At 67.9% G+C, this 26,165-nt stretch carries 28 protein-coding genes and 1 tRNA gene; 8 read left to right on the forward strand and 21 right to left on the reverse strand.

Going from position 1 to position 26,165, the window contains the following annotated elements:
* Positions 1-240: 240 nt before the first annotated feature.
* Positions 241-2,985 (reverse strand): pyruvate dehydrogenase (acetyl-transferring), homodimeric type, encoded by a 2,745-nt coding sequence (gene aceE / locus EG812_RS24105; RefSeq protein WP_043721636.1) that lies wholly within the window; start codon positions 2,983-2,985, stop codon positions 241-243.
* A gap of 246 nt (positions 2,986-3,231) precedes the next feature.
* On the opposite strand from aceE, the gene EG812_RS24110 reads away from it, so the two are divergent.
* The 5 genes from EG812_RS24110 (at position 3,232) to EG812_RS24130 (ending at position 7,589) form a co-directional block, all read left to right on the forward strand.
* Positions 3,232-3,636: a YjbQ family protein gene (locus tag EG812_RS24110; RefSeq protein ID WP_013735268.1), complete on the forward strand. Its 405-nt coding sequence runs from the start codon at positions 3,232-3,234 to the stop codon at positions 3,634-3,636.
* A 94-nt stretch (positions 3,637-3,730) separates the two neighbouring features.
* Positions 3,731-6,364, forward strand: a complete 2,634-nt coding sequence (locus tag EG812_RS24115) for a thiamine pyrophosphate-dependent enzyme (RefSeq protein WP_126712828.1) — start codon at positions 3,731-3,733, stop codon at positions 6,362-6,364.
* 111 nt (positions 6,365-6,475) lie between these two features.
* The gene (locus tag EG812_RS24120; protein WP_013735266.1) at positions 6,476-6,913 is read left to right on the forward strand and encodes a DUF3052 domain-containing protein; all 438 of its coding nucleotides are present in this window, start codon (positions 6,476-6,478) and stop codon (positions 6,911-6,913) included.
* Between the two features lie 49 nt (positions 6,914-6,962).
* Positions 6,963-7,427, forward strand: a complete 465-nt coding sequence (locus EG812_RS24125) for a peroxiredoxin (RefSeq protein ID WP_126712829.1) — start codon at positions 6,963-6,965, stop codon at positions 7,425-7,427.
* 87 nt (positions 7,428-7,514) lie between these two features.
* Positions 7,515-7,589: transfer RNA gene (locus EG812_RS24130), tRNA-Val, on the forward strand.
* Between the two features lie 64 nt (positions 7,590-7,653).
* Here EG812_RS24130 and EG812_RS24135 read toward each other — a convergent pair.
* From EG812_RS24135 to EG812_RS24195, 13 genes are all read right to left on the reverse strand, one after another.
* Positions 7,654-8,895 (reverse strand): tyrosine-type recombinase/integrase, encoded by a 1,242-nt coding sequence (locus tag EG812_RS24135; RefSeq protein ID WP_126712830.1) that lies wholly within the window; start codon positions 8,893-8,895, stop codon positions 7,654-7,656.
* Positions 8,895-9,062 (reverse strand): excisionase family DNA-binding protein, encoded by a 168-nt coding sequence (locus EG812_RS24140; RefSeq protein WP_233579610.1) that lies wholly within the window; start codon positions 9,060-9,062, stop codon positions 8,895-8,897. The genes EG812_RS24135 and EG812_RS24140 overlap by 1 nt, the downstream gene beginning before the upstream one ends.
* A gap of 62 nt (positions 9,063-9,124) precedes the next feature.
* A complete protein-coding gene (locus EG812_RS24145; protein ID WP_126712832.1) occupies positions 9,125-10,900 on the reverse strand; it encodes a replication initiator in 1,776 nt (591 codons plus the stop codon).
* Positions 10,900-11,166, reverse strand: a complete 267-nt coding sequence (locus EG812_RS24150) for a hypothetical protein (protein WP_126712833.1) — start codon at positions 11,164-11,166, stop codon at positions 10,900-10,902. The genes EG812_RS24145 and EG812_RS24150 overlap by 1 nt, the downstream gene beginning before the upstream one ends.
* On the reverse strand, positions 11,163-11,882 hold the full coding sequence (locus EG812_RS24155) for a hypothetical protein (protein ID WP_126712834.1): 720 nt from the start codon (positions 11,880-11,882) through the stop codon (positions 11,163-11,165). The genes EG812_RS24150 and EG812_RS24155 overlap by 4 nt, the downstream gene beginning before the upstream one ends.
* Before the next feature lie 70 nt (positions 11,883-11,952).
* Positions 11,953-12,300, reverse strand: a complete 348-nt coding sequence (locus EG812_RS24160) for an RRQRL motif-containing zinc-binding protein (protein ID WP_286047868.1) — start codon at positions 12,298-12,300, stop codon at positions 11,953-11,955.
* Positions 12,297-12,596 (reverse strand): hypothetical protein, encoded by a 300-nt coding sequence (locus tag EG812_RS24165; RefSeq protein WP_126712835.1) that lies wholly within the window; start codon positions 12,594-12,596, stop codon positions 12,297-12,299. The genes EG812_RS24160 and EG812_RS24165 overlap by 4 nt, the downstream gene beginning before the upstream one ends.
* Positions 12,593-13,033 carry a DUF6197 family protein gene (locus EG812_RS24170; protein ID WP_126712836.1) on the reverse strand — a complete coding sequence of 147 codons (441 nt, stop codon included), beginning with the start codon at positions 13,031-13,033 and terminating at the stop codon, positions 12,593-12,595. Before EG812_RS24170 ends, EG812_RS24165 begins: the two co-directional genes overlap by 4 nt.
* An 86-nt stretch (positions 13,034-13,119) precedes the next feature.
* Positions 13,120-13,329 carry a hypothetical protein gene (locus tag EG812_RS24175; RefSeq protein ID WP_126712837.1) on the reverse strand — a complete coding sequence of 70 codons (210 nt, stop codon included), beginning with the start codon at positions 13,327-13,329 and terminating at the stop codon, positions 13,120-13,122.
* On the reverse strand, positions 13,326-14,192 hold the full coding sequence (locus EG812_RS24180) for an FtsK/SpoIIIE domain-containing protein (RefSeq protein ID WP_126712838.1): 867 nt from the start codon (positions 14,190-14,192) through the stop codon (positions 13,326-13,328). The genes EG812_RS24175 and EG812_RS24180 overlap by 4 nt, the downstream gene beginning before the upstream one ends.
* Before the next feature lie 85 nt (positions 14,193-14,277).
* Positions 14,278-15,207, reverse strand: a complete 930-nt coding sequence (locus EG812_RS24185; RefSeq protein WP_126712839.1) for a hypothetical protein — start codon at positions 15,205-15,207, stop codon at positions 14,278-14,280.
* Positions 15,208-15,324: 117 nt separating this feature from the next.
* Positions 15,325-15,753, reverse strand: coding sequence for a DUF3307 domain-containing protein (locus EG812_RS24190; protein WP_126712840.1), 429 nt, complete (start codon positions 15,751-15,753; stop codon positions 15,325-15,327).
* A gap of 230 nt (positions 15,754-15,983) precedes the next feature.
* Positions 15,984-16,304, reverse strand: coding sequence for a hypothetical protein (locus tag EG812_RS24195; RefSeq protein WP_126712841.1), 321 nt, complete (start codon positions 16,302-16,304; stop codon positions 15,984-15,986).
* A gap of 177 nt (positions 16,305-16,481) precedes the next feature.
* Between EG812_RS24195 and EG812_RS24200 the strand changes: the two genes are divergently transcribed.
* Positions 16,482-17,240, forward strand: coding sequence for an XRE family transcriptional regulator (locus tag EG812_RS24200; RefSeq protein ID WP_126712842.1), 759 nt, complete (start codon positions 16,482-16,484; stop codon positions 17,238-17,240).
* 4 nt (positions 17,241-17,244) lie between these two features.
* Entirely contained in the window at positions 17,245-17,715 is a 471-nt protein-coding gene (locus EG812_RS24205; protein ID WP_126712843.1) for an NUDIX hydrolase, read from the forward strand.
* Here EG812_RS24205 and EG812_RS29760 read toward each other — a convergent pair.
* The 7 genes from EG812_RS29760 to EG812_RS24240 all read right to left on the reverse strand — a co-directional run bounded on the left by EG812_RS29760 (position 17,703) and on the right by EG812_RS24240 (position 25,224).
* Positions 17,703-18,269 carry an HD domain-containing protein gene (locus EG812_RS29760; protein WP_126712844.1) on the reverse strand — a complete coding sequence of 189 codons (567 nt, stop codon included), beginning with the start codon at positions 18,267-18,269 and terminating at the stop codon, positions 17,703-17,705. The genes EG812_RS24205 and EG812_RS29760 overlap by 13 nt on opposite strands.
* A 575-nt stretch (positions 18,270-18,844) precedes the next feature.
* Positions 18,845-20,257, reverse strand: a complete 1,413-nt coding sequence (locus tag EG812_RS24215; protein ID WP_126712845.1) for a toll/interleukin-1 receptor domain-containing protein — start codon at positions 20,255-20,257, stop codon at positions 18,845-18,847.
* An 816-nt stretch (positions 20,258-21,073) separates the two neighbouring features.
* Complete coding sequence (locus EG812_RS24220) at positions 21,074-21,985, reverse strand: DUF4231 domain-containing protein (RefSeq protein WP_126712846.1); 912 nt, start codon at positions 21,983-21,985, stop codon at positions 21,074-21,076.
* A gap of 520 nt (positions 21,986-22,505) precedes the next feature.
* Positions 22,506-23,006, reverse strand: coding sequence for a hypothetical protein (locus EG812_RS24225; RefSeq protein WP_126712847.1), 501 nt, complete (start codon positions 23,004-23,006; stop codon positions 22,506-22,508).
* A 27-nt stretch (positions 23,007-23,033) separates the two neighbouring features.
* Positions 23,034-23,816, reverse strand: coding sequence for a methyltransferase domain-containing protein (locus EG812_RS24230; RefSeq protein WP_126712848.1), 783 nt, complete (start codon positions 23,814-23,816; stop codon positions 23,034-23,036).
* Between the two features lie 52 nt (positions 23,817-23,868).
* Complete coding sequence (locus EG812_RS24235) at positions 23,869-24,606, reverse strand: VOC family protein (RefSeq protein WP_126712849.1); 738 nt, start codon at positions 24,604-24,606, stop codon at positions 23,869-23,871.
* A gap of 63 nt (positions 24,607-24,669) precedes the next feature.
* A complete protein-coding gene (locus EG812_RS24240) occupies positions 24,670-25,224 on the reverse strand; it encodes a GNAT family N-acetyltransferase (RefSeq protein WP_126712850.1) in 555 nt (184 codons plus the stop codon).
* Between the two features lie 142 nt (positions 25,225-25,366).
* Between EG812_RS24240 and EG812_RS24245 the strand changes: the two genes are divergently transcribed.
* Positions 25,367-26,164: an alpha/beta fold hydrolase gene (locus EG812_RS24245; protein ID WP_013735260.1), complete on the forward strand. Its 798-nt coding sequence runs from the start codon at positions 25,367-25,369 to the stop codon at positions 26,162-26,164.
* Position 26,165: the final 1 nt, after the last annotated feature.

A 26,165-nucleotide genomic window follows, 5' to 3' on the forward strand; every position in this document is an offset into this window, starting at 1 on the left:
CCGTCGACGGCGTCCGGGCCGGCGGTGGGACGGCGCGACGGGATAGTCCACCCAACCGACCCAATGCCCGCAAGGAGCTGACGCCTATAGACCATTCTGGATGAATCGTGTTACAGGCAACAGCATCCGCCCATACCACCTGCGTCATACCATCGCCCGCTCCCGCCCGCACCCCACGGGGCCGGTAAGCCGAAGGGCCCGGCACGCACAGCGCGCCGGGCCCTTCGAAGACGGAACGGATCAGGTGTCGCCGCCGGTCTCGCCGACCGGGGCGGCGTTCACGTCGTCGATGGCGTACTTCTTGGCGGCCTCGGCCGGTACGTGGGCCGGTACCGTCCCGCGCAGCGCGAGCTGGCGCAGGGTCGCCACCGTCACCGACTCGGCGTCGACGTGGAAGTGCCGGCGCAGGGCGTGACGGGTGTCGGACAGGCCGAAACCGTCGGTGCCCAGCGAGGTGTAGTCACCCGGCACCCAGCGGGAGATCAGGTCCGGCACCGCGCGCATCCAGTCGCTGACCGCGACCTTCGGCCCGTCGGCGTCGGCCAGCTTCCGCTGGATGTACGGCACCCGCTGCTCCGCGCCCGGGTGCAGGAGGTTGTACTCCTCGCACTCGACCGCGTCGCGGCGCAGCTCGGTCCAGGAGGTCACCGACCAGACGTCCGCGGCCACCCCCCAGTCCTGGGCGAGCAGCTGCTGCGCCTTGAGCGCCCACTGCATGCCGGTGCCGGAGGCCAGCAGGTTGGCCCGCGGGGCGTCGCCCTCCACCGACGGGGCGGCCGAGTAGCGGTAGATGCCCTTGACGATGCCCTCGGCGTCCACACCCTCCGGCTCGGCCGGCTGCTGGATCGGCTCGTTGTAGATGGTGAGGTAGTAGAAGATGTTCTCCTGCTGCTCCCCGTACATCCGGTGCAGGCCGTTCTCCACGATGTGCGCGATCTCGAACGCGAACGCCGGATCGTACGCCACGACCGCCGGGTTGGTGGCCGCGATCAGGTGGGAGTGGCCGTCCTCGTGCTGCAGACCCTCACCGTTGAGCGTGGTGCGGCCGGCGGTGGCGCCGAGCACGAAACCGCGCACCATCTGGTCGGCGGCGGCCCAGAAGCCGTCGCCGGTGCGCTGGAACCCGAACATCGAGTAGAAGATGTACATCGGGATCATCGGCTCGTCGTGGGTGGCGTACGACGAGCCGGCGGCGGTGAAGGAGGCGACCGAACCGGCCTCGTTGATCCCCTCGTGCAGGATCTGCCCGACGGTCGACTCCTTGTACGACAGGAACAGCTCCCGGTCGACAGCGGTGTACCGCTGACCGTGCGGCGAGTAGATCTTCGCGGTCGGGAAGATCGAGTCCAGGCCGAAGGTACGCGCCTCGTCCGGGATGATCGGCACCCAGCGCTTGCCGAACTGCTTGTCCTTCATCAGGTCCTTGAGCAGGCGGACGAAGGCCATCGTGGTGGCCACCTTCTGCTTGCCCGAACCGCGCTTGATGTCGGCGAAGCGCTCGCTGCCCGGGATCGGCAGGGACTTGGCCTTGGTACGCCGCGACGGCAGATAGCCGCCGAGCTGCTGACGCCGCTCGTGCAGGTACTGCATCTCGGCGGACTTCTCGTCCGGACGGTAGTACGGCGGCAGGTAGGGGTTGTCCTCCAGCGCCGAGTCCGGGATGTCCAGGTAGAGCCGGTCGCGGAAGGTCTTGAGGTCCTCCAGCGTCAGCTTCTTCATCTGGTGGGTCGCGTTGCGGCCCTCGAAGTGCGAGCCGAGCGTCCAGCCCTTGATCGTCTTGGCCAGGATCACCGTCGGCTGACCGGTGTGCTCCGTGGCCGCCTTGTAGGCCGCGTAGAGCTTGCGGTAGTCGTGCCCGCCCCGCTTGAGGTTCCAGATCTCGTCGTCGCTGAGACCCTCGACCATCTTGCGGGTACGCGGGTCACGGCCGAAGAAGTGCTCCCGCACGTACGCCCCGGACTCCGCCTTGTAGGTCTGGTAGTCGCCGTCGGGCGTGGTGTTCATGAGGTTGACCAGCGCGCCGTCGGTGTCGGCGGCGAGCAGCGGGTCCCACTCCCGGCCCCAGACCACCTTGATCACGTTCCAGCCGGCACCCCGGAAGAACGCCTCCAGCTCCTGCATCACCTTGCCGTTGCCCCGCACCGGCCCGTCGAGCCGCTGGAGGTTGCAGTTGATCACGAAGGTGAGGTTGTCCAGCTCCTCGCGGGCGGCCACCCCGATCGCGCCGAGGGTCTCCGGCTCGTCCATCTCACCGTCGCCGAGGAACGCCCAGACGTGCTGGTCGGAGGTGTCCTTGATGCCCCGGTGGTGCAGGTAGCGGTTGAACCGGGCCTGGTAGATGGCGTTCAGCCCACCCAGACCCATGGAGACCGTGGGGAACTCCCAGAAGTCCGGCATCAGCCGCGGGTGCGGGTACGACGGCAGGCCGCCGCCGGGGTGCGACAGCTCCTGGCGGAAGCCGTCGAGCTGGTTCTCGCTGAGCCGGCCCTCGAGGAACGCCCGGGCGTACATGCCGGGGGAGGCGTGACCCTGGTAGAAGATGTGGTCGCCGCCGCCCGGGTGGTTCTTGCCCCGGAAGAAGTGGTTGAAGCCCACCTCGTACAGCGAGGCGGAGCTGGCGAAGGTGGAGATGTGGCCGCCGACACCGATCTCCGGCCGCTGAGCGCGGTGCACCAGCATCGCCGCGTTCCACCGCACGTACGCCCGGATCCGCCGCTCGACGTGCTCGTCGCCGGGGAACCACGGTTCCCGCTCCGGCGGGATGGTGTTGATGTAGTCGGTGGTGGTCAGCGACGGCACCCCGACCTGGCGCTCGCGAGCGCGCTCCAGCAGACGAAGCATCACGTAGCGGGCACGCTTGGCGCCGCGCTCGTCGATGACACCGTCAAGCGACTCGACCCACTCGCTGGTTTCTTCCGGGTCGATGTCTGGAAGCTGGCTAGGCAGGCCGGCCGTGATCACCGGGCGCTTGCGTTCCGTAGCCACAGGCGTTCCCTCGGTTGTGTTTGGGACAGGTCTCTAGCGCCATCCTGCCCCGTCGTACCACTTGTCGTCACGCCCACCCGTGTCAAGGGCGATGCGCAACACAGATACTCATCAGTAACGTTGGTCTTTTTGTACTTACCGGCTCCGAGCTGTGGTGGAAGCGGTGCGGGCCGCGGTTCGGCCCGGACGGAGTGACGATCACCACGGGTCCGGTGCGAACCGGTCGACTGCGGCAGAATGCGACACATGCGCAGTGAGGTGATCACCGTCCGGACCGGCTCCCGGCCCACCGTGCAGGACATCACCGCCGAGGCGGAGTCGTTCGTCTCCGGGCAGGGCGACGGACTGCTGCACGTGTTCGTGCCGCACGCCACCGCCGGGGTGGCCATCATCGAGACCGGCGCCGGCTCCGACGACGACCTGCTCACCGCGCTGGACTCGGTGCTGCCCACCGACAACCGGTGGCGGCACCGACACGGCTCACCCGGGCACGGGCGTGATCACGTGCTGCCCGCCTTCGTCGCCCCGTACGCGACGCTGCCGGTGCTCGGCGGCCGGCTCGCCCTGGGCACCTGGCAGTCGATCTGCCTGGTCGACACCAACGGCGACAACACCACCCGCCAGGTCCGCTTCTCGTTCCTGCCCGGCTGACTCTCGTTTCTGCCCGGCTGACCGCATCCGTTGAGTCGGGGCCGGACGGCGACACGAGTCGGGTTCGAGTGGGCGAGGTGTGCTCCGGTCGGTAATGCTGTCCGACGTGACCACCCCGCAGGATCTTGACGACCGACTCCGGGAGTCCCTGGCCGCGTTGACCATGCCGCGGCACCGTACCGACCCGGCCCAACCGGTGGCCGAGGGCGCGGCGCTGACCGGCGCCCAGCTGTTGGAACTCTTCGACGCCCAGGTCACCAGCCGGCAGCTCGATCTCGCCGGGCGATGGCTGCGCAGCTTCGGCGAGGGTTACCACACGATCAGCTCGGCGGGCCACGAAGGCAACGCCGCGGTCGCGGCGGCGCTGCGCCCCACCGACCCGGCGCTGCTGCACTACCGCTCGGGGGCGTTCTACTGCGTCCGCGCGGCCCAGGCCGCCGAGCCGGCGACCGGTTCCGTGCTGCTGACCCCCGACAACGGCCCCGACGGTACGCCCGCACCCCCGGCCGACCCCGCCGAACCGGACGACGCGCCTGATCCGGCCAGCTCGGCGGAGCAGGTCGACCCGGTCGACCCGGCGGCGGACAACGCCTCGACCGGCCGGGAGACGGACGACGACCAGGCCGTACCGTCCGCCGACGCTGCTCCGGCCGAGCCTGTCGTGGCGAACGAGCCGGGTGACGGCGTACCGGTAGAAACCGACGCCACCGACTCGACCGCGCCGGCCGGTGACGAGGTCGCAGGGGGTGCTCGTCCGGCGGTGGTGCGGCGGCCGGTGGTGTCGGCGTACACCGAGGCGGCGCGGGACGTGCTGCGCGGGATGGTGGCCTCGCGTGAGGAGCCGACGGCCGGTGGCCGGCACAAGGTCTTCGGTCGCGCCGACCTCACCGTGGTGCCGACCACCTCCACCGCCGCCTCGCACCTGCCCCGGGCGGTGGGCATGGGACTGGCGGTGGAGCGGCTGCGTCGCCTGGACGCCCGGGGCGTCGCGGCACACGTCGACGTGGCCCCCTGGGCGCCGGACGCGATAGTGGTCTGCTCGTTCGGTGACGCCGCGATCAACCACGCCGACGCCACGGCGGCGTTCAACACCGCCGGCTGGTACGACCACACCGGCCTGCGTATCCCGGTGCTGTTCGTCTGCGAGGACAACGGCCTGGGTGGCAGTCTGCGGTCGCCGCAGGGCTGGGTGGCGACCGCCCTACGCGCCAAGCCGGGCATCCGCTACTTCGCCGCCGACGGTGCCGATCTGGTGGCGACCTACGAGGTGGCGCGCGAGGCGGCGGCCTGGGTCCGTCGCCACCGTCGTCCGGCCGTGCTGCATCTGAGCACCGTCCGGCTGCTGGGGCACGTCGGCGCGGACGCCGAGAGCGCGTACCGCAGCGCGGAGGAGATCGCCGCCGATCTTGCCGGCGATCCGCTGGTCGCCACCGCGCGGCGGCTGGTCGAGGCCGGTCTGGCCGGTGGCGCGGAACTGCTGGACCGCTACGACGAGATCGGCTGGCAGATCCGTCGGCTCGCCGAGCAGGTGCTCGACGAGCCGAAACTGAGCAACCCCGCCGAGGTGATCGCCCCGCTGGCACCGCGCCGCCCGGTGCGGGTCGCCCAGGCGGTCGCCGACGCGGGCGCCCGAGCTGCCGGGTCGGAGGCGGGGGCACGGCTGGAGGCGTTCGGTGGCAAGCCGCCGGAACTGTCGGGCCCGCTCACGCTCGCGCAGAGCATCAACGCCGCGCTGACCGATGCCCTGCTGACGTACCCGCAGATGGCCGTCTTCGGCCAGGACGTCGCCGCCAAGGGCGGCAGGTACGGGGTGACCAGGGACCTGCGCGACCGGTTCGGCCCGGCCCGGGTGTTCGACACGCTGCTCGACGAGACCTCGGTGCTCGGCCTGGGCCTCGGCGCGGGACTCGCCGGCATGCTGCCGGTGCCCGAGATCCAGTCGCTGGCGTACCTGCACACCGCCGAGGCCCAGGTGCGCGGTGAGGCCGCCACCATGGGGTTCCTCTCCCAGGGGGCGCTGCGCAACCCGATGGTGCTGCGGGTGGCGGGCCTGGCGTATCAGGAGGGCTTCGGGGAGCACGTCCGGGACGACAACTCGGTGGCCGTACTGCGGGACGTGCCCGGCCTGGTGATCGCCGTGCCGGCCCGACCGGACGACGCGGCGGCGATGCTGCGCACCTGCCTGGCGAGCGCGGCGGTGGACGGCAGCGTCTGCGTGTTCCTGGAGCCGGTCGGGCTCTACCACGCCCGCGACCTCTACGCCGACGGCGACGGTGAATGGTCGGCCGGCTACGCCGAGCCGGGGGCCTGGGCGAGCGGGCACGTCCCGGTCGGCCGGGCCCGGGTGTATGGCGTCGGCTCGGCCGAGGACATCACGATCGTGACCTTCGGCAACGGCGTACGGATGGCGTTGCGGGCGGCCTCGGTGCTGGCCGACGAGGGGATCGGCAGCCGGGTGGTGGATCTGCGGTGGCTCGCGCCGCTGCCGGTGGCCGACCTCATCCGAGAGGCCGCCGCGACCGGGCGGGTGCTGGTGGTGGACGAGACCAGGCGCTCCGGCGGCGTCGGCGAGGGTGTGATCGCTGCCCTGGTCGACGCCGGATATGTCGGGGCGGCGCGCCGAGTGGCGGCAGTTGACTGTTTCGTGCCTTTGGGTCCGGCTGCCCGTCAGGTCCTGATCTCCGAGGAGGCCATCACCCAGGGTGCCCGTACGCTGCTGGCACGGTAAATTTCGTTCCACCCGGTGCGCCACTTGCGCGCGGCGGCACAACTGTGTGGACTTGCCTGACGGCGCCGGCCGGGTGCCGCGAGCTTGGACGAGATGAGGAGGCACGCGACAGTGAGCGCGACCGCTGGTCAGGCTGCCGACGGGGTACGCAGCCTGGCGGACCGGTTCGGCATCGAACCGGGAATGGTCGTCATGGAGATGGGCTACGACGACGACGTCGACGCCGATCTCCGGGACGCCCTGACCGACCGTTGTGGAGACCTGGTCGACGAGGACACCGACGAGGTGGTCGACGCGGTGCTGGTGTGGTACCGCGACGGCGACGGTGATCTTTTCGAGCTTCTCGTCGACGCCCTCGGCCCGCTGGCCGACAACGGGGTCGTGTGGCTGCTGACGCCCAAGGCCGGCCGTGACGGCCACGTCGAGCCGAGTGAGATCGCCGAGTCCGCTCCCACCGCCGGCCTTCAGCAGACCTCGACCGTCAACGCCGGCAAGGACTGGAGCGGCGCCCGTCTCGTGCTACGTCGCGGCGCAAAGGCCAAGAAGTAGTCTCCCGCCCGACGTACACCCGCATCTCGACTCGATCCAAGGAGTTCGCATGCCCATCGAGGTTGGCGCAGAGGCGCCGGACTTCGTACTCAAGGACCAGAACAATCAGCAGGTCCGGCTCTCCGACTTCCGTGGTCGGCGTACGGTCCTGCTGGTCTTCTACCCGCTGGCCTTCACCGGCGTGTGCCAGGGCGAGCTGTGCGAGGTCCGGGACAACCTCAACGACTACGTCAACGACGACGTTCAGGTGCTGACCGTCAGCGTGGACTCGGTCTACGCCCACAAGATCTGGGCGGACCGGGAGGGCTACCAGTTCCCGCTGCTGGCCGACTTCTGGCCGCACGGCGCGGTCGCGCAGGCGTACGGGGTCTTCAACGACGTCGCCGGTATCGCCAACCGGGGCACCTTCATCATCGACAAGGCAGGTGTCGTCCGCTTCGCCGAGATGAACATGCCGGGCGAGCCGCGCGACCAACAGGGCTGGCGCAAGGCACTGGCGGACGCCACCGCCTGAGCCCGGTCCCAACGGGTGCGACCGTCCGGCAGGGCCGGCGCGTGGCAGGGTAAGCTGCCAACCGCCGGTCCGCCGTACGGCGTTTCCGGGCGCGTAGCTCAGTGGGAGAGCACTCGCCTTACAAGCGAGGGGTCGCAGGTTCGAAACCTGCCGCGCCCACCAGCACAAACAATGGCCCGGAGATCAACTCTCCGGGCCGTGACAGCTACGGTGACAGCAACGGCGGTTACGAGAGCCGGCCGTCGAGCTTGCCGAGCGCCTGACGCATGGCGTCAAGGTTGGCGTGCGAATAGATCTTCAAGGTCAGCTTCACGTCCGCGTGTCGGGCGATGGCCTGGACGACGTGCGGCGGTACGCCCAGCTCCATCAGCAGCGACACGACCGTGTGCCGCAGGTCGTGTAGCCGCACATCGGGACAGCCGGCCCTCACCCGGAGTGCCGCGAAGTGGCGATTGAGGTTGCGCGGCTCGATCGGGGTGCCGACCTCGGAGGGGAAGACAAGGCCGTGATCCTGCCAGACCTCGGATAGCCGCTTGCGCTCCCGCTGCTGGCGCTCCTGGTGGTCGAGCAGGGCCACCCAGGTCCAGTCGGGTAGCGGAAGGATGCCTTCGGACTCCTCGGTCTTGGTGTCTTGCAGGTGCAGCTTTCCGCCGGCCCGCTGGACGGTCTGGTCGATGGCGGCGGTGCCTTTGTCGAGATCGAGATCTGACCAGCGCAGCCCAAGCAGCTCACCGCGCCGCAATCCGAGGGTCGCTGCCACGACGTAGAGCGCGTGTAGGCGGTGCCCTTCGGAGGCTGCGATGAGCTTGCGTACCTGGTCGACCGACAGGCCCTTGCCGACCTTGTAGCGCGGCGAGGGGACGCGCACCAGCTTGGCTACGTTGCGGGACACCAGCTCCTCCCGCATGGCGTGTTGCAGTGCGTTGCGTAGCACCGCGTGGACGTACTGAATCTGTCGGGCGCTGGGGTAATGCTGGCAGCACTTGCCGACCGAGCAGCACTGCCGGTCGGGCCGGCGGGTGGCGTCAAGCCCAGCAGTACAGCAGAGGCACTTACGGCGGAACTCGTCCATGAACGTCTTGACGTGTTTGACCTGCAACGCGTCGAGACGCTTGGTACCGAGCCCGGGGATCAGGTGAAGCCGAACGGCGCTCTCGTAGCCCCGGGCAGTGGTGGGCTTGAGGTCGGTCACGTAGGCCGCCAGCCAGTACGGTAGGTAGTCGGCGACCTTCCAGGCACGATCGGGCACGGGTATCCCGCGCTGAGAGCGAGACTTCAGCTCGACGAGCTTCGCGTGAGCCTCCTCCCAGGTCGCGCCGTAGACGAACTTGCGTTTGCGGGTGCCATCGGTGGTGAGGACGTACGCCTGTCCGACCCAGCGGCCATCGCTGGCCCGCTGATAGATGGACCCTTCTCCGTTCGGATTGCGGCGGGCGGCGGATTGGCGGGACTTCGGCGGTTTGGGCATCAGGCGGCTTCTTCCGTGAGTGTGGTGATGACTTCGTCGACGGCGGCGGCGGGGATGAGCCGGCGGCTGCCGACTTTGAAGGAGCGCAACCGTCCGGAACGGATCAGGTCGTAGACGAGCGAACGGCCGATGCCGAGCGCACGGGCGGCTTCCTCGACGCGCAGCACGCGAGGAGTGATCGGAGTCGGGTTGTCCAACGGGTGGCCTTCCTCGTGTGACTGGGGCAGGGTCAGGCGGCGGCCGGCGTGGTGCCGGCCGGGGTGGTGCCGAGTTCGTGGGCGAGTTCTTCGCGGCCGATGGCTTGTCGTTCTCTGGCCATGGCGGCGGCGGTGTTGGCGAGGAGGGCGTCTCCGGTGGTGTGCCAGCCGACGCCGGCGAAGGTGAGGGTGCCGACGATGAGGGTGGTGTTTTCGTTGACGAGCTGGCCGCCGTCTGTCGGGTGCCCGTGTTCCTCGTGCTGCCGGTGGGCGCGGCGAGTGTCGCGCAGGAGTTGGAAGGTGACGGAGTACCGCCGGGCTTTGGTGAGGAAGTGGCCGCCGAAGCCGAGCATGTGCGCCCAGCGGCGCAGCCGGGCGTAGGGGTTGGCGTTGGCCGGTTTCGTCGATTCGGTGTCAAGGGCGGCTTGACGCTGGGCGACGCAGACCGGGCAGGCGGCGTATCGGGTGTGGGTGCCGCAGACGGGGCACTCCCAGCGCGGGACGAAGCCGGGGCGGGGCCGGTGGTCGCGGGGCCGCTGGGACAGTGGCACGGGGGTGCCGGTGGGCCGACCGAGTCGCCAGCAGGCGTCGATGAGGCGGGCGGTGTGGTCGCCGTCAGGATCGGCGTGGTCGCCGATGGTGTCGGCGGTGAGGCGGGTGGAGCAGTGCCCGGTTACCTCGGTGCTCTTGGTGGCGTACTTGGCAAGGTAGCCGGCGACCATGCTGTCGGTGACCTCACCGTGGCCGGTGAGGGTGATGGGCCGGATGTCGAGCTGCTCGCCCCAGGCGATCGGCCAGCCGCCGGGCCGGTCCGGGTGGGCGGGGGTGGTGAACGCGACCTGTGCGGCGGCGTGCCGGAGCGCGTCGACGAGGTCGTCAACGGTGAACGCGGCCGGTGGTGGGACGACGGCGGCCGGGTCGCCGGGGTCGACGCCGTCCAGGCGAACGAGGGCATGGAAGTGGACCGCGCCGCGTGCCTGGAACTCTGCCGCTTTGCCGTGGGACAACCGAACCGGTGGGACCGTGCGGATGTTGCCTGAGGCGGTGGTGACCTGGACGCGCGGAATGCCGCGGCGACGGGCGAGCTTGGCCAGGTGTCGTTCCGCGGCTTGCTTGGTGCGGTGCCACAGCTCGCCGGAGAACAGGTTCCAGACGACCTGGTGGTCATGGTCGTAGCAGTCCAGGCACAGCGGCTGACCGAGCGCGGCGTCACCGGGCTCGTGTCGTGCCCAGCAGACTGCGGGGCGGCCGTGTGGGCAGCGGCCGGCGGTGGGGTCGTCGGCGCGGCGAGCGTGGCAGGGGTCAGGGCGGCAGTCGCAGCGCTTGCGGTCCCGGCAGGTGTGCTTGCGGACCGCGTGGACATGGACCGGCCCGAAGGATGGGGCGGTGAAGGTGGGGAACACGGCCGGGTGTTGGGTGACGGTGTCGGGGACGCCCTTGCCGCCGACGAGGCCGGCGCGTAGGAGCTGGTACGCGTCGCGTTGGTAGGTGCGGGCGCAGGACGGGCAGACGGTAGCCCGCCGGTTGCCGCAGGCGGTGTAGATGACCGCGTCGGGCATGGCGTCGGTGTGCCGCTGCTCGACGACGCGTCCGGTGACCTGATCGACGGTGAGGAGCTGGCCGGCGAGCCGGATCGGGCGGGTACAACCAGCGGCGGCGCGGACATGCTCGATCCAGCCGAAGTAGTCCGGTCGGGTGGCACGGGCGAAGGCAGCCCCGGCGGCGGTGTAGTCGTAGACGATGGCGTCGGCGTTCGAGCCCACACCCCGGGCCGAAGCACGGGGTGTGAGATCCAGCGTCGAGGCCATCAAACCGCAGCCCCGTCCGGGGTACGGGTGGTGATGGTGCGTTCGGTGACGATGACCCGGCAGGCGCCGCACTGGCGCTTGGCCGGCTCGTGCCGACGGCACGGAATCAGGACGGTCTGTCCACCGCAGCGGACGGTGACCGGTGCCCGGCAGGGTCCGCCGGGGATGACGTCGACGACAGTGCGCCGGACGTCGTAGGGGTGCCCGTCAGGGTGGACGGGACAGGTGTGGACGACCTGCTCGATGTCGACGAGGTAGATGGTCATCGGGCATCACCGGTCAGGGTGGTCAGGAGTTGCCCGGCGACGGCCGGGGTGACGTCGAGCCGATCGGCCAGCTCGGCGGCAGTGATCGGTGACCCGGTGTTCTGTTCGTGCTGCGCAGCAGCGAACCGGGCCATGGGCAGGAGATGAGTTGGAACCTCGACCGGCTCCAACTCGGTGGCCGGCATGGTGGGCTGGATGGCCGGACGGGGTTGCGGGTCGATGATGAGAGCAGCCGGCGGTGCCGGTTCGGTGGTGACCTGCTCGGCCACCTCAGCCCGGATGGGCTCGGTCGGCTCGACAGCCGGCGCGGTGGGGTTGTCGCCCTTGACGGGTGCGAGGACGAGTTTCACCAGAGCCATGAAGGCCAGCGCCGGTACGGCCGAGAGCAGCCAGCCGGAGATGCCCGGCTTGGCGACCGCGAGTTGCGCGGCGAGGGAGAGACCGGCGGCAGCGATGAGCAGAAACAACGGGTAGCCGATGGGAGCACCGATCCGGCGACGACGCCGGATGGTCAGCAGGCAGGCGATGGGGACGAGTTCGGAGATGACGGCGTTGGCCCAGCCGAACCATTCGCCCGTTCCTGCCGGGGAGTTGTCGAGGGTCCAGTCCTTGACGTGGGTGAACGAGGCGGCACCGGCGAATCCGGCGACGGTGAGCAGGATGAGGACCAGGACGACACCCTCGATTCGGGTGCCGGTGGTGGGTTGGCGGTTCATCGCACACCGCCCATGTAGGCCATGGCGACGCCGATGAGCAGGATGACGGCGAAGGTGATCAGGACGCCCATCAGGAGTCTCCTTCGTGGCAGTCGAGGCAGCAGCCGTAGCGGCGACGGATGTAATAGGGCTGGACCAGGCCGCAGACGGCGCAGGTCTGTCGGGCACGCAGCGCCTTGCCGATGGCCTCTCGCTGGGCAGGAGTGGCGGTGCGCTTGGGCTTGGCCATATCGAGGCGGTAGAGGTAGGCAACGCGCTTACCGCGCCGCCAGAGGATCTGGGCTACGGGGGCGTGTCCGCCGGGGCGCAGACCGGCAGCACGAAGCTGCCGCAGGGTGGCGAGCCCGCTGGGTGCCATCCGATAGGGGTAGGTAGGGAACCCGAAGCGGGTGCCGGTCGGGTCGTAGTAGGTGGTCACGGCCGGTCCCCCCAGCGTTGCTGGGCGGCTTGGCGGGAGATGCCGAGGCGTTGCCCGATCTCGGCCCAGGAGTAGCCGAAGGAGCGGAGCCCGACGACGGCGTCGGTGATTGCCTCGTCGATGACGGTGGAGAGGGCGACCAGATCGCGAAGGGCTTCGACGTCCCCGGTGGCGACGCGGCGACCGTGGGCACGGATGATGCGCCGGGTGAACGCGGCAAACTCGGTGTTTTCGACGACCTCCCGCCGCTTCTGAACGGGGATGCGAGGCGTCAAGGACTTCTTGACAGTGCTCACCGGTTCTCACCCCCGGTGGTGTGGAGGTCATCCCACTCGTCGGCGGCCGTCTCAAGGGCCGTGATGACCTGCTCGGCGGTACGCGCAGGGTCGTCGTTCCACGAGTACGGAGAGGTGTGTTCGTCGATGACGAAGCCGTCTTCGTCGACGAGGAAGACCGGCGCGGTGGTGTCGAGGTAGTCGACAAATGCGTCGAGCGCGGCGAGGTAGTCACCCAGGGCATCGGGGGTGAGTTGGGAGAAGTGCTGCACACGGTGGCCGGCGGCGGCGATGCCGATGGCCCCGGCGACGCAGGCCGGTGGGGTGGGGGTGTCGGTGGCCGTGGGGTAGTAGGTGCCCTGGTGCCAGCCGTGCCGGCGCAGGTAGAGGGCAGCCATCCGAAGCAGGTCAGCAGTGGTGACCGTTCCGGTGGTAGGTGGGCTCTGGGTAGCCTTCATGGCAGCCACGTCCTTTCAGAAGGGCTTGGTGGGAGGTCGGCGGAACCGGTCTGCTTTCCAGGGCTTGAGCCGGTTCCGTCGGCCGATCAGTTGGCGCGCAGCCGCAGGTAGCGGCGGAATCGGGTGGGATCTCCGGGCACCTGTACGGGTGCTGAGGCGAAGACGAGGAGCCCGCGTTCGGTGGCCAGCGCCATGAGCGTGGCGATCTCCTCGGCGGTACCGATGACGTGTCGGTCGGTGTACCGGGTGGCCGGTGGCGGGGTCCGACGGGCGCGGATCAGCTCTCGCAGTTTCATGCGGCGGTTCCCCAATCGAGTCGGGATCCGGTCGGGTCGGATGAACGGGTGGGACGACGAGTCCAGGTGGCGTAGTCGGCGATGCCGGCGATCTGGGCGTCGGTCAGGTAGGCGACCTTGATGCGGCGCGGGGTGCCGCCTTCGGCGATGAGGTACGCCGCGCCCTGGTTGGTGGGGGCGATGTCGGTGGCGGTGTAGCCCTGTTCGGCCCAGCCGTGGCCGAGGACGATGTTCGAGCTGTTGGGAGTGGTGCAGCGGAACGCGGCGCGGTAGCCGAACAGGTCCCGCAGGCTGGTGGGGATGATGTCGAACGAAGGCCGCTGGGTGGCGGCGACGACGGGGATACCGGCCGCTCGACCCCGAGCGACCAGGTCCCGTAGGAGAGCGACGAACTCTTCCTGTTCCTGCTTGCTGCCGATGGTGGCGGAGTAGAAGGCGATTTCGTCGACCAGGACGGTGATGACGGAGAGCCCATCGAGGGCGGTGACCTTGCGGCGCCCGTGGGCGCGCAGCCAGGCGTACCGGTTGTTCATCACCTGCTGTAGGCGTCGGAGGACGTCGAGCGCGGCGGTGATGTCGGGGCCGATGAAGGCGTCGGCGCAGTCTTCCCACTGGCCGAGTTCGACGAGTTTGCCGTCGAGCAGAACGAGGCGGGAGTCCGCCGAGAGAGCGGCGTGGGCTGCGATGGTGTTGAGCAGGCCGGACTTACCTCCACCGGGTTCCCCGCCGGCGAGCAGGTTGCGGTAGGCCAGGGTGATGTAGACGGGCTGACCGAACTCGTCGATGCCGACGAAGACCGGGTCGAACATCGACAGGCCAGGCCCCACCGGAATACCGGCGGTTGGGGCGGTTGCCGTAGTCATGGGTGCCCTCCTTGGGCGTTGATGGGCGCGGAGAGCCACACGAAGGAGCCCGTAGGGCTCCCCGCGTCCGGGATGGGTTGCGGGATCAGATCCAGTCGGAGACGTCGTCGACGTCCGACGACGCTGCGGGGGCCGGCTTGCTGCCGTTGGCCGACGTGGCGGCCGGCTTCTTGGGCTGGATGGGCAGGGTGACCGTGGGTGCCTGCACGTCGGGCAGGTCCAGGGCGGTGGGGATGACCGGCGTCGGTCGGTCGGTGGCCGGAGCGTCGGGAGTGATGACGTCCGCCAGCGGGGACGTGACAGTTGCGGTGAGCACCTCGCGGCGCTTGACGTCGAACCGCAGGTACGCGGCGTTTCCGTCGGAGGCGCGTTCGACCAGGACGGACGAGGCGTGGCAGGTGACGGCGATCTTGTCTAGGCGGCCTTCCAGGTCCGCCAGGGACAGGCCGGGCCGCAGGTAGACCCAGACTCGTTCGCCGACCGGGGTCGGCTTGGCCCAAAGGATCAGCGGAAGGGACCCCGACTGGTTGGCGACGATGAACTGTGCGAAGCAGACCCGCAGCCGGTGGCGCACGATCAGGCACCAAACCCAGGCGACGACCTGGCGGCGAACAGTGGGGACGGCGGTCGGGACGCCGAGGACGACCGCGACGACGGCCAGGGTGACGATGGTCGGGGTGTGAGTGGCGAGTTGCACCCACGCCGTCAGCAGCGTGACGGCAAGAACGATTTCGGGGGTCCACCACCACAGCAGCCGCAGGACCGGCCAGATGCGGACCAGGAGCCAGGCCAGCGCGCCGCACGGGACGCCGATGGCCGCGCCGATGAACAGCGCGATGATGGGGTGTACGTAGGAAGCGGCCACCACGGCACCGAGTACGCCGAGGATGACCGCAGTGAGGATGAACGCCATTCGGGCGTTGCGGGCCGAGGACCGGTGAACTTTGGCCTCGATTACTGTCACCGTTCCGGTTGACTTCCGGCCGAACGAGCGGCGAGGGCTAGACTTGGACATGACACGTCCTCCCAAGTGATTGGGCTGGATGGGTTGGAGAGCACGGGGTCGGCAGGTGTAGGAGCCAGTACCGGCCCCGGGCTCGAAATCACTCAGGCCGCGTAGCGACCCTTGCGCCTACAAGCAGGCGATGAGCAGCGCGGATACCCACAGGCAAGCCGCGTGCAGGGACTGATCCGCCAGGTACATGCCGCAGATCGGGGTCTGCCGGTCGGCGAAATCCCGGCTACCGGTGTGGATGAGCAGCCACCGCACCGGCCAACGCCGGTCGAGGAATGCGTGTGAGACGGCGGAGAAGCCGACTCCGGCGGTGAGCCCGACGACGGTGACGGGCAGATCAAGCGCCACGATGGCGATGGTCAGCATGACCACCACCACGAGGTGATAGGCCACGACGTGGCCCAACAGGTGACGCCAGCCGTCCCAGCCGGGAGCGGCCTTATAGGCGGCTTGCTTGTCGGACTGGCCGAAGACGTGATCGGCCACCTGGTGGCCGGCGTAGAGAGTCGCCGCGACAACGGCGAAGACGATGGCGGAAACGAGCACGACAACCACTCCCAACGTGTGGGCGAACGGGTTGGAATGGCAGGCGGGGCCGGCAGGTGTAGGAGCCAGTACCGACCCCGCGCCATATCGAGAGGGCAACCATGGGTTGCCAGGGCCGGGAGAATAGGAGCCAGAAACGCTCCCGGACCGAAGATGGATCAGATCAGCGGACCGTCAGGCCGCTTCGTGCATCAGACACCAGAGGCTCACACAGCGCGGTGAGCGAAGAACTACTTAGCCGCCGAGTTACCAGCCTTCGGCTTCAGCGAGATGGCGCGGAACGCGACGCCGTTACGCCCGTTGGTCGCCCACGGAATGGCCTCCAACTGCTCGACAGCGACGAACTGTCCCACCGTCACGCTCGGCTTCTCTCCCGCCGTGGTGATGGTGATGATCTCGCCGCCGGTCTCGTCGAGTACGAAGACCTGGGTGGACCACATGAGCCGGCCGGTGTTCTTCTCCGACCGCTGGTTGCCGTTCTGGTCGTTCTTCGGCTCGGGGTCCTTCGTCACCTGGACCTGCTTGCTCTGGGTGTCCACGTACAGCTTCACAACAGACCTCCTGTGTCTCGGGCCAGGTATTGAGCTTGTCCCCGGTGGACTCTTGCTCGTGGCCTCTGCGGATAAGGCTCCCGGAAAGCAGGGGACAGCCCATCCGATGGGCTGGACGACTATGGGACGTCTTGGTTATCGTCTAGTTGTCCCTAGTCGTCCCTTGAGGAGGGTCGGATGCCAAACGACCGGCTACGCGATGCCATCCTGCGCAACGGCCTGACTCCCGTCGTCGTGGCCGAGCGGATCGGAGTCGACCCGAAGACCGTGGAACGGTGGATCACGCAGGATCGGACGCCGTACCCCCGCCACCGGCACGCGATCGCGGCGATGGTGCGTGAGGATGTGCCGTATCTGTGGCCCGACGCGGTGAGTCCGGAGAAGGCGTCGAAGATCGGGCAGAGCGAGATGGTCCAGCTCTACTCTCGGCGATCCTCCGTGCCGTACGACCTCTGGCGACGACTGATCGAACGAGCCGAGACCCGGATTGATGTGCTGGCCTACGCCGGCCTTTTCCTGTTGGAGCAAGATCCGAGGCTTGTCGACGTCCTGCGTCGGAAGGGCGCCGGTGGCGTGGCAGTGACGATCCTGCTCGGGAACCCGGACAGTGCCGCAATCGAGCGGAGAAGCATCGAGGAGGGTGGGCCCGGCGTGATGGCCGCGAAGATTCGTCAGGTGCAGCAGTACTACAAGCGGCTTGACGATGCTTCCGGCGTGAAGGTGCTCTACCACGAGACGACGCTGTACAACTCGATCTACCGATTCGACGACGAAATGCTGGTCAACACCCACGTCTACGGCTTCCCGGCCCCACACGCGCCCGTGATGCACCTCCGCCGGCTCAACGGCGGCGACCTGTTCGGTACCTACGCCGACAGCTTCGACCGCGTCCTGTCCGCCTCGAAGCCGCTGCCAGTCGGTGAGGTGGCAGCCTAGAGCCATGGCGAGAACCGAGCACTACCACGACCCGAACGCGCCGAAGGCCAACAGCATCGTCGTGGCCGTCTCCGTCTTCGTCCGCGACGAGCACGGCCGGGTACTGCTCATCCAGCGCACCGACAACGGCCTGTGGTCACTGCCCGGTGGGGGCCAGGAGATCGGCGAATCGGTCGCCGAGACAGCGACCCGAGAGACCCGCGAAGAGACCGGCATCAGCGTCGAGGTGACCGGCCTGGTCGGCGTCTACTCCGACCCAGGCCACGTCGTCGCCTACTCGGACGGCGAGGTACGGCAGCAGTTCTCGCTCTGCTTCCGAGCCGTTCCCGTCGGTGGCACCCCAACCCCGAGCGACGAGTCGAGCGACGTCCGGTGGGTGGCCCGCGACGAGCTGGACGCACTCGACATCCACCCGTCGACCCTGCTCCGCATCACCCACGGGTACGAGGACAGCGCCGAGCCCTACATCGGCTGAGGGACGCTGCCGACAAGCCGTTGTTGCGTCCGCTGCACAGCGGCGACCATCTCCGGTTCCGCCCGGCCGATGAACCGGGTCACCAGGTGCTCCGGCCCGTACCGCGACCGAATCTCCGCGAGCCGATCCAACACCTCGAAGTCTTGCCCGTCCGGCCCGGTCGTCATGTCCGAGAAGCAGAGCGCGTCAGTCACCGCGGTTTCCTCCCGAGTGAACTCGGCGGCCAGGACCTCACCGAGCCCACGCTCCTCAGCTTCCAGCCAGGCGCACGAGTGGTGAGCCACCAGGGCGGCAATCCGCTCGTTGAACCGCTCCCGCCGCAGCCAGCGGCCTCCATCGAGCGAGTGAAAGCCGGTGTCGACCAAGTCCGGGCTGTAGCCCACATCGTGCAGCCACGCCGACGCCACGAGCACCGCACGATCCTCAACCGGTACGGCAGCGCTGACCCGGTCCGCCTTGGCGGCCACCGCCTGAACGTGACTCCATCGACGAGGCAGCGGAGTCTCCAACAGATGCCGCGCAACTTCCCGAGCGGTATCGACGAGGTCGGCCATGCCGCCAGGGTACGGAGCGCGTGAGGTCCGCACCATCCTGTGTCCGCTGGGCGACGGCACGAGGCCGGCCGGCTGCCAGCAATGTGGTTCAAACTTTCTGTACGTCTTCAAGGCGGCCCGCAACGGGCCGCACGCGCCGCCGCCTGGGCGCGCGCCCGTCGCTCCGCTGACGCTCCGACTCCGGCCACGCAACACGCCCGGCGGCTGGCGCGGAGAGCGGAAAGCCCGGGGCCGCCGCAGACGGCAGCGCCGAGAGTGGTCGAGGTTATGGGGCCGGCAGCCGGCCGGGGCGCGGCGGCCGTCGCACCGCCGTGCCGTAGGGCGAGGCACCGCCGGTCGTGGTGGGGATGCGGCGCTGAGGATGCGGGGCCGCCCCTCCGGCCTCAAGGGCGCTTCGCGTCGCTACGCGACGTCCCTACGGGCCGCCCTTGACCCCGGAGCCTCTGCGGCCCCTCGGGCCGGCGTTGCCGGCAGGCGGGGGCCTGCCCGGTTACACGCGCCGCATCCCCACCACGACCTTGTCGCGTAACCTGTCAGCGTGCGCTATTAACACTCATTCGAGCAGGCCATGCAGATCATTGCTCTGCGAGTTCCGGGTAGGCGCTCTGTAGTGCCTCTATCTCTTCGCGCCAGACAAGAAGGATGCCGCGAAGATCGGCCATCCGAAGACACGCCTTCTGTATGGCCTTCAGCGGCTGATCTAGGCGACCAGAGAGTCCAACACTCTGCTCAATAATGGTACTCAATCCCTCTACTTGTGCGAGAGCGTCAGATCCCGTTGTCGACAGATCCCAGACGACTCTGGCGAACTCGACAAGGTCCTTGTCTAGCTTTCCCTCAGTGCTCTTAGCTAGATCAACCAGCAATTGGACAGCGTAGCCCCAGTCGCCGAATTGCGCCACCAAGCGATCGGCAACCTCGGCCATCTCTATAGAGATCGGCTCCAGTTGCTGGGCTAGGGCGCTGGTTACCGCCAATTTCTTGCCGAACGTGTTGGCTCTTCTTAGTTTCGGTGTCGCCTGTGTCGTGGCCTCATTGAGTCTGCCCATCAATTGAACGAAGCGTTCCAGTCCTTCCACCATGAGAGGGCTTTCCTCTTCGATGGCGGCCATGCGTTCAACCATGCCTCTGGTTTCGCCCTCGTCCTCAGTGGCCGTCTCGGCTTTTTCTTTCCGAAGAGAACTTCTTTCCTCAAGCGCAGGGGCCATCTCCGTAAGGACGGAGTCCACTCTGTCCGCTATCTCTTCAACCTTGGTGATCCATTCAGATGAGCCCGGATCGACAGCGCGAAGCTTGGCAATGTTTATCCGCTGAAGCCGCGACATCTTCAGCCAGAGGTCATCGTTGGCGAAATGTGAATCCATTCGCGCCGGATCGGCAAACAGTAGCGGCAGCACCAAGCGGGTACTTGAATTAGCGTTGAGGAATCCGAGGAACTCATTGAACTCTTGTCGGCAAAAAGTGCTACGTAGATAGGCGGGGGAGATAAACGCGAGAAAAATGGACGAGGATGACAGTCCTAGGCGAATCCGGTCTCTCCAGTCGTCGCCCGCCTCGATCGATTCCGAGTCCTTGAATACTCCTACTTCCCTGCCGGTCATGCTTCGGTAGGAGTTAGCGATATCGTCAATCAAGCGCGATACCCTGCCATAAGTGGCGTCGTTGTCTACGTGGGCATATGAAGCAAAGACGGAGACCTCGGGCTGCCGCTTTTCCCGCATTGGCTCGATTTTCTCGCGGGTCTCGATCCATAGTTCTTGGAAGCGATCGCTATCCCCGCCGAGGTATTCGACCAATTTAGCCAAAATGGGCCAACTCGGAACCTTTGGACCCTTCAGGGCTAAATTGATGGTTGTGTGGCTTGTTCCGCCGATAGCTGACGCGATCGTCCGACTGCTCGGCTCGCCGGCGCGGACGTGTAGCTCGCGGAGCGCAGTGAACAGCGCACGCGTGGCCGGGGATTGTACATCACTACTGGGAGTAGCCACAACTCATCCGTTCCTTGACCGGCCCACCCTCGCCGCGTACTGTCCTGTCAGGTTTCCGGATTCTTACGGATCCTGACGGGCTATCCGGGCGGAGCTCGGTGCCGAGTTGATGCGGCAGTGCCGCAGTGAGGGCGGGTGTACTCAGATGTACGTTACCGTAAAGTTGGCCTGGGTTATCGTGGCGGTGATCGTGGGTGGACTCACGTGGTGCGCTTGGAGATACCCGCGCTCGGCCATGCCGATGACCATCGGTATCGCCGCGCTCGCAGCTCTGGCCATGGTGGTTGACCTCTAGTTGATCACCTGAAGGTCTCATTGAAGCTCTGTAAGCGCAGCGTCAGGCAGTACGGCGGCGAACGCGGCCGGTCGCCATGCGAGTGGCTAGGTGGTGGACCGCCCGGAGTCCCTCATGCGTCGGCGGACGGGGTGTCTTGTGCCCTCTGTGTGCTGGCGCCGCAGGAGCAGGCAGAGCGTGCTCAGCCTTACCCTGCTCGCTGTTCAACCGTCAAACGTCGGCAACCAACCAGCGGCGACGGCAACCCGAGACGGAGCGTGACCAGCCTGCAGACCAGATCGCCACAGGTCATGTGCAAGCCGGTCTAAGTTCCGCTTCAACGTTTGACACTCCAGCTGGGCGGCGATGGGCACGAGCAACCCCGGACGTCCGAGGACTTCGGTGGACCTTTCGGGCAGGGCAGCCCTGCTGCTCGCGCTGCTCGCCGACGGCTGGTGGTTCCTTTCGGGGCGAAGGAGTCAGCTCGCCGGACACCAGGTGTGGCTATCATCGGTAGGACCATCCGGATGAATTTGTGGACCTCAGCTTCGTTTCAGGATCTGATCGGTCATGGGAGTCGATATATGAGCGCCAAAAGACTGCTGCACAACGTCAAGTCGCTCGTTATCGTTCTTCTCTCTGATTTCCTCTATGCGCTGCACCAGAAGAGTGTAATTGTTCCCACTTGCATATTCCCCGACGCTCGTCCTGTACATGCGGAATTCGCGGCTCAGGCTCGATACCCGCCGAGTATCTAGGACTGCACGCTCGTTTAGCCGCGTTAGTTGAATAGCTCCCTCTGACAGGAAGGCGACGGTTCCCACGCCGGCTGTTATCCACGTCGCGGCGTTGAGTAGGGCTACTGCGGGCGTTACAGCGGATGCGGCAAGTGCCGCGAAGCGTAGGGTGCGGTAGATGACAAGCCGCCTGCGCGCCGCCTTGGCTACAGCGGTGATTTCGTTTTCAAGCTCCGACAGGTATTCGCTGATCTCATCCGGAGTTCCGCTCTGTTCGGCAGATGCGGCGGCCGAGGTGGCCCGCGTCGCCCCTACGACCACCTGGCCGCCTGCAATGTACGCGTAGTCACGGCCGCTCTGAAAGATGTTGGTTTGAATCGGTACGTTTTTCTCGTCCCGAGTAGCCTCGATAAATCGCTCATAGGCTTCCCGCCATTCTTCAAGATCCAGGCTTCCTTGCGTGGCGGGGTTGACTTTGTGCATTGCCTCAAGAATGGTCTGCATAAGCAGCCAGGGAGCTGCCTTTTTGCCAGCAAGGATGTCGGAGACCTGCCTTTTCAGAACACGTATTCCCCTTTCCCTGGCTGCTGAAGTAAGGTATTCGAGTGTTGCATTGCCGTGCTTGCGCCTAAAATCCGCTATTTTCGACGCGAAAGCCTCACGCGCTTGGTTGCGGCTGGCTTGAAGTTCTGCCAGATGGCGGGCTTCTCCTGACATGGCCCCGAGATTAGCGTTCAGAGACGATTAGAGATAGATGCGTGACGGCATTCAACCACTCGCCTGGAACGAGCCGAGGCGGACCTCTGGCGCCGTCTCTGGGCCCTCTGGCCGTCAGTATGCCCTTAAGGACTGCGGCGGCCGGGAGCGAGACGGCACGCTCGCGTATCCGGGTTGTGGCGAGAGGTGGCTGTTGACAGCAACGGTGACAGCAACGAGCCGGGACACGGACAGCCGCAGGCAGCCGGGCAGGGACAGGCGGGCGAGGTCCGGAACGGGCATGGATCCAGCCAGACAAAGCGCCCAGAACTTACAAGCGAGGGGTCGCAGGTTCGAAACCTGCCGCGCCCACCAGTACCAACGGCGGTAGGGCCGGGTCGCCCTCACCGTTACGGCGTAATGGCGGAATCCAGGCGAGCCGGAAACCGCCATTACGGCGTAACGGAGTCGATCACCTCGCACGAGCCGACCGTCGAGGGTCTGGCGCAGGGCGTCAACCGGTCACCCAGCAGTAGCGCTGCTACGTTCTTCGCGATGGCAGGTGGGTCACTGCCGCGTGGGTCAGGATGCCGATCGCGCTTCCGACGAGAATGCCGATCAGGGTGGCCCACTGCGCCCCGATGCTGGCTTCGAGCAGGGCGTTGATGCCCAGGCCGGCAGGCACCCCTGCCGCTGTGCCCGCCCCGAGAGCCCACCAACGGTGCCGTACGCCCGCGACGTGCAGGTCGAGGTAGGGCGGCAGGATCGCGAGGAACACGATCAGCAGCGGGGTCGAGGGAATCAGCAGGATGAGGGCCGTGCCGGAGATCGCCCCGATGACGAGGCTCAGCAGGCCGAGACCGATTGCATGATCCAGGTCAACGGGCAGGTGGCTCATGCCCGGCTGCCGTCGCCAGAGCCGTCGCCATCTGTTGGTGAAGGTGTGCTCGGGTGCCCGGCCGACCTGCGGTTCGGCTGGTGGGGAAGCACCGCCGGGGCCGGCTGTGCCGTCGGGAGCGGAGGACGCGTCCGGCGAAGCCATGCCAGCAATTGTGGCGTGTCCCGGCCGTCAGGTGACGGTGGCGGCGGTGAGGAAGAACGTGACTGCGTAGGTGAATCGGTGGGTGCGAACGGCCTCGTCGAACTGGTCTTCGAAGGCGCGGGCTTCGCTGGGGTCGAGGGCACCGCGTTGAGCTGCGGTGGCGGCCCAGCTGCGCAGGCCGAGGACGTTGTCGACGGCGGTCGGGTCTCGTACGACAAGCGTTCGGGGTTCGACGGTGATGTCGACCAGGCCGTGTGCGGCGAGCAGGCCGGCGTGTCGGTGGGCCAGGGTGCCGTTGCGGAGGAGGGCATCGGCCCGGAACCTCAGTACGCGCCGGGCCAGCTCCTGGTCGGCGATGTCGAGCACCTGGGTGTCGTAGTCGGGGTCGGCGAGGACGATGCGGCCACCGGGTCGTACGACCCGGACCAGGTCGGTGACCGCGGCGTGGGGATCGGCGAGGTGTTGCACGGTGCGGTCGGCCCACGCCCCGTCGAAGGCATGGGTGCGAAACGGCAGGTGGTGAGCGTCGGCGGCGGCGCATCCGGTGAGACCACGGGCCCGCATGGCGGCAGCCATGGTCAGCGAACGATCCACGGTCGCCACGCTGACACCGTGTGCGTCTCTCAGGTGGGCCGCGCTCGCTCCGGTGCCGGCGCCGACTTCGAGGTAGCGGCGGCCGGGCGTCGGATCGAGCAACTCGCGGACCCGCTGCTGGTACGCCCGGTAGAAGGGCTCCTCGGCGAGGCGGTCGAGCACGCCGACCCACGAGTTCGGGTCTGACTGGCGGTCGACGTCGGTAAATCCGTGCATCTCGGCAGCCTATTGCGGCGGCACCGCCACCGACCGCAACACCGGCAGTGGATCAGCGTGGGGTGAGCAGGCAGAACTCGTTGCCCTCCGGGTCGGCGAGGACCATCCAGTGGACATCGCCGTCCAGGCCGATGGAGGTGGCGCCGAGCGCCCGCAGCCTGGCCGCCTCGGCCGCCAGGTCGTCACCGGGGTACGGGCGGACGTCGAGGTGGACGCGGTTCCACACCGTCTTCACGTCGGGGGTGCGGACGAACCGCAGGTAGGGGCCGACGCCCTTGGCGGAGCGCAGCACCGCGTGGTCGTCGTTGACCTCGTGCACGGTCCAGTCCATGGCGTTGCCCCAGAAGTCGACCATGGCCCGGGGGTCCGTGCAGTCGGCCACTATCGCCGCGATCGGTCCGGTGTCTCGGGGCGAGGTGCGCCAGTCCAGCACGCAGAACTCGTTGCCCTCCGGGTCGGCCATGACGGTCCACGGCACGTCACCCTGGCCGATGTCGGCGGGGGTCGCCCCGAGTTCCGTCAGTTGGGCGATCAATTCCGCATGATGGGCCGCGGAGGTGGTGGCGAGGTCGATGTGCACGCGGTTCTTCACCGTCTTGGGGTCATCCGGGTAGGCGACGAGGTCGATGCAGACGGCGACGGGGTCGGGGTAGACGGAATCCTCCGGTTCGAGGTTGGTCACCCTCGGCCCCTCGCTGGAGACTCCCCACCCGAGCACCTCGGCCCAGAAGCGGCCCAGCGCCGCGTCGTCCCGGGCCTTCATGTTGATCTGAACAAGTCGGGTCGCCATGTCGACGATGCTAGATCCTCTGACCTGCGACTGCTGGCCCGCGCTGGGCGCAGCGGCAGATCCTCAGCGGCCGCTCGGCACCGCCGGCCGGGTGAACACCGCCAACGGGCGATCGTTCACCTGGAACGAGAATCGGCGTTCCCAGCCTGCGCGTTGGTAGAGCCGGGCCGCTGCGGCGTCCGGGTGGGTGGCCAGCCATGCGGCTCGGTCACCGACCTGGCGCGCCAGCAGTTCCCGGCCCAGGCCGTGGCCTTGGTGTGCCGGCGCGACCATCAGTTCGGCGACCACCAGGGCCGGTGCCACCAGCAGGTCCGCCACGTCCGGTGGTGCCGCGTCCCGTACCGCGATGTCGAACGCGTTCGCCGTCGGCAGCGTTGTCGGCGCCGGCCACCCGTAGATCGCGCCGACGATCTCACCGTCCCGTTCGGCGATCGAGCCGTACGCCCCGGGTTGGCTCGTGTGCCGTGCCAACCGGGCGGGGAAGTCGGCGATCTTCTCGGCCGGCTCGCTCCACGGTGGGGCCGCGAAGCAGTCCCGGTAGATCGGATGGAGCTGCGCGACCAACTGCCGTAGCCCGGCTCCGTCCAGCCCTCTCATCACCAGGGACAACGACCTCACCCACCTTGCTGCCACTAACTTGCAATTACTAGATGCTGGCGAGAAGGGTACGTGCCGATGATCCAGGCTTCAAGCCGGCAACCGGCACCTGCCCGCACCGGTGTCGTGCCACCGTGGTCGCAACGGCGGCGGAGGGGGACTGGTGAGCTACGCACAGATCAACGGCGTCCGGTTCTGGTACGAGACGCACGGGGCCGGCCGACCGCTGGTGCTGCTGCACGGCGGGTTCGGTGCGGTGGAGACGTTCGCCGCCGTCCGGCCGGCGCTGACCCGGCGGCGTCGGGTGATCAGCGTCGACCTACCCGGTCACGGGCGTACCGCCGACGTCGACCGGCCGCTGCGCTACGAGTCGATGGCCGACGACATCGCCGCGCTGATCGTCGAGCTCGGGCTGGCCCCGACCGATGTGCTGGGTTTCTCGCTCGGTGGTGGGGTGGCGCTACGGCTGGCGATCCAACATCGGGAGCTGGTGCGTCGACTGGTCGTGGTCTCTGCGCCCTGTCGACGTCAGGGTTGGTTTCCCGAGGTGCTGGCCGGGATGCCCGACCCCGACGAGGCGGCCGGTGATCAGCTGCGCGGCACCCCGCCGTACCAGCTCTACCAGGCCGTCGCGCCCCGCCCGCAGGACTGGTCGCGACTCTGGGTCAAGACCGGGGAACTGCTCCGCCGGGAGTACGACTGGTCGCCGGAGGTCGCCACGCTGACCACGCCGACGCTGCTGGTCTTCGCCGACGCCGATTCGGTCCGGCCGGACCACATGGTGGAGTTCTTCGGACTGCTCGGCGGCGGTCACCGCGACGCCGGCTGGGACGGCACCGACCGCCCCGACGCCCGGCTGGCCGTCCTGCCGGGGCTCACCCACTACGACATCGTCGACTCGCCTGCCCTGCCCGCCGCCGTCCTCCCTTTCCTCACCCACACCCTTCACACGCCCGCCTGAC

The organism is Verrucosispora sp. FIM060022 (assembly GCF_003977705.1).
Classification (GTDB): domain Bacteria; phylum Actinomycetota; class Actinomycetes; order Mycobacteriales; family Micromonosporaceae; genus Micromonospora; species Micromonospora gifhornensis.

Excerpts from the sequence above, each read along its gene's own strand:
- EG812_RS24220 (WP_126712846.1), bottom strand. The coding sequence starts at position 21,985 with ATGTCAGGAGAAGCCCGCCATCTGGCAGAACTTCAAGCCAGCCGCAAC.
- EG812_RS24145 (WP_126712832.1), bottom strand. The coding sequence starts at position 10,900 with ATGGCCTCGACGCTGGATCTCACACCCCGTGCTTCGGCCCGGGGTGTG.
- EG812_RS24230 (WP_126712848.1), bottom strand. The coding sequence starts at position 23,816 with ATGCACGGATTTACCGACGTCGACCGCCAGTCAGACCCGAACTCGTGG.
- EG812_RS24205 (WP_126712843.1), top strand. The coding sequence starts at position 17,245 with ATGGCGAGAACCGAGCACTACCACGACCCGAACGCGCCGAAGGCCAAC.
- EG812_RS24125 (WP_126712829.1), top strand. The coding sequence starts at position 6,963 with ATGCCCATCGAGGTTGGCGCAGAGGCGCCGGACTTCGTACTCAAGGAC.
- EG812_RS24115 (WP_126712828.1), top strand. The coding sequence starts at position 3,731 with ATGCTGTCCGACGTGACCACCCCGCAGGATCTTGACGACCGACTCCGG.
- EG812_RS24180 (WP_126712838.1), bottom strand. The coding sequence starts at position 14,192 with ATGACTACGGCAACCGCCCCAACCGCCGGTATTCCGGTGGGGCCTGGC.
- EG812_RS24235 (WP_126712849.1), bottom strand. The coding sequence starts at position 24,606 with ATGGCGACCCGACTTGTTCAGATCAACATGAAGGCCCGGGACGACGCG.
- EG812_RS24110 (WP_013735268.1), top strand. The coding sequence starts at position 3,232 with ATGCGCAGTGAGGTGATCACCGTCCGGACCGGCTCCCGGCCCACCGTG.
- EG812_RS24200 (WP_126712842.1), top strand. The coding sequence starts at position 16,482 with ATGCCAAACGACCGGCTACGCGATGCCATCCTGCGCAACGGCCTGACT.
- EG812_RS24225 (WP_126712847.1), bottom strand. The coding sequence starts at position 23,006 with ATGGCTTCGCCGGACGCGTCCTCCGCTCCCGACGGCACAGCCGGCCCC.
- EG812_RS24135 (WP_126712830.1), bottom strand. The coding sequence starts at position 8,895 with ATGCCCAAACCGCCGAAGTCCCGCCAATCCGCCGCCCGCCGCAATCCG.
- EG812_RS29760 (WP_126712844.1), bottom strand. The coding sequence starts at position 18,269 with ATGGCCGACCTCGTCGATACCGCTCGGGAAGTTGCGCGGCATCTGTTG.
- EG812_RS24150 (WP_126712833.1), bottom strand. The coding sequence starts at position 11,166 with ATGACCATCTACCTCGTCGACATCGAGCAGGTCGTCCACACCTGTCCC.
- EG812_RS24185 (WP_126712839.1), bottom strand. The coding sequence starts at position 15,207 with ATGTCCAAGTCTAGCCCTCGCCGCTCGTTCGGCCGGAAGTCAACCGGA.
- EG812_RS24170 (WP_126712836.1), bottom strand. The coding sequence starts at position 13,033 with ATGAAGGCTACCCAGAGCCCACCTACCACCGGAACGGTCACCACTGCT.
- EG812_RS24155 (WP_126712834.1), bottom strand. The coding sequence starts at position 11,882 with ATGAACCGCCAACCCACCACCGGCACCCGAATCGAGGGTGTCGTCCTG.
- EG812_RS24175 (WP_126712837.1), bottom strand. The coding sequence starts at position 13,329 with ATGAAACTGCGAGAGCTGATCCGCGCCCGTCGGACCCCGCCACCGGCC.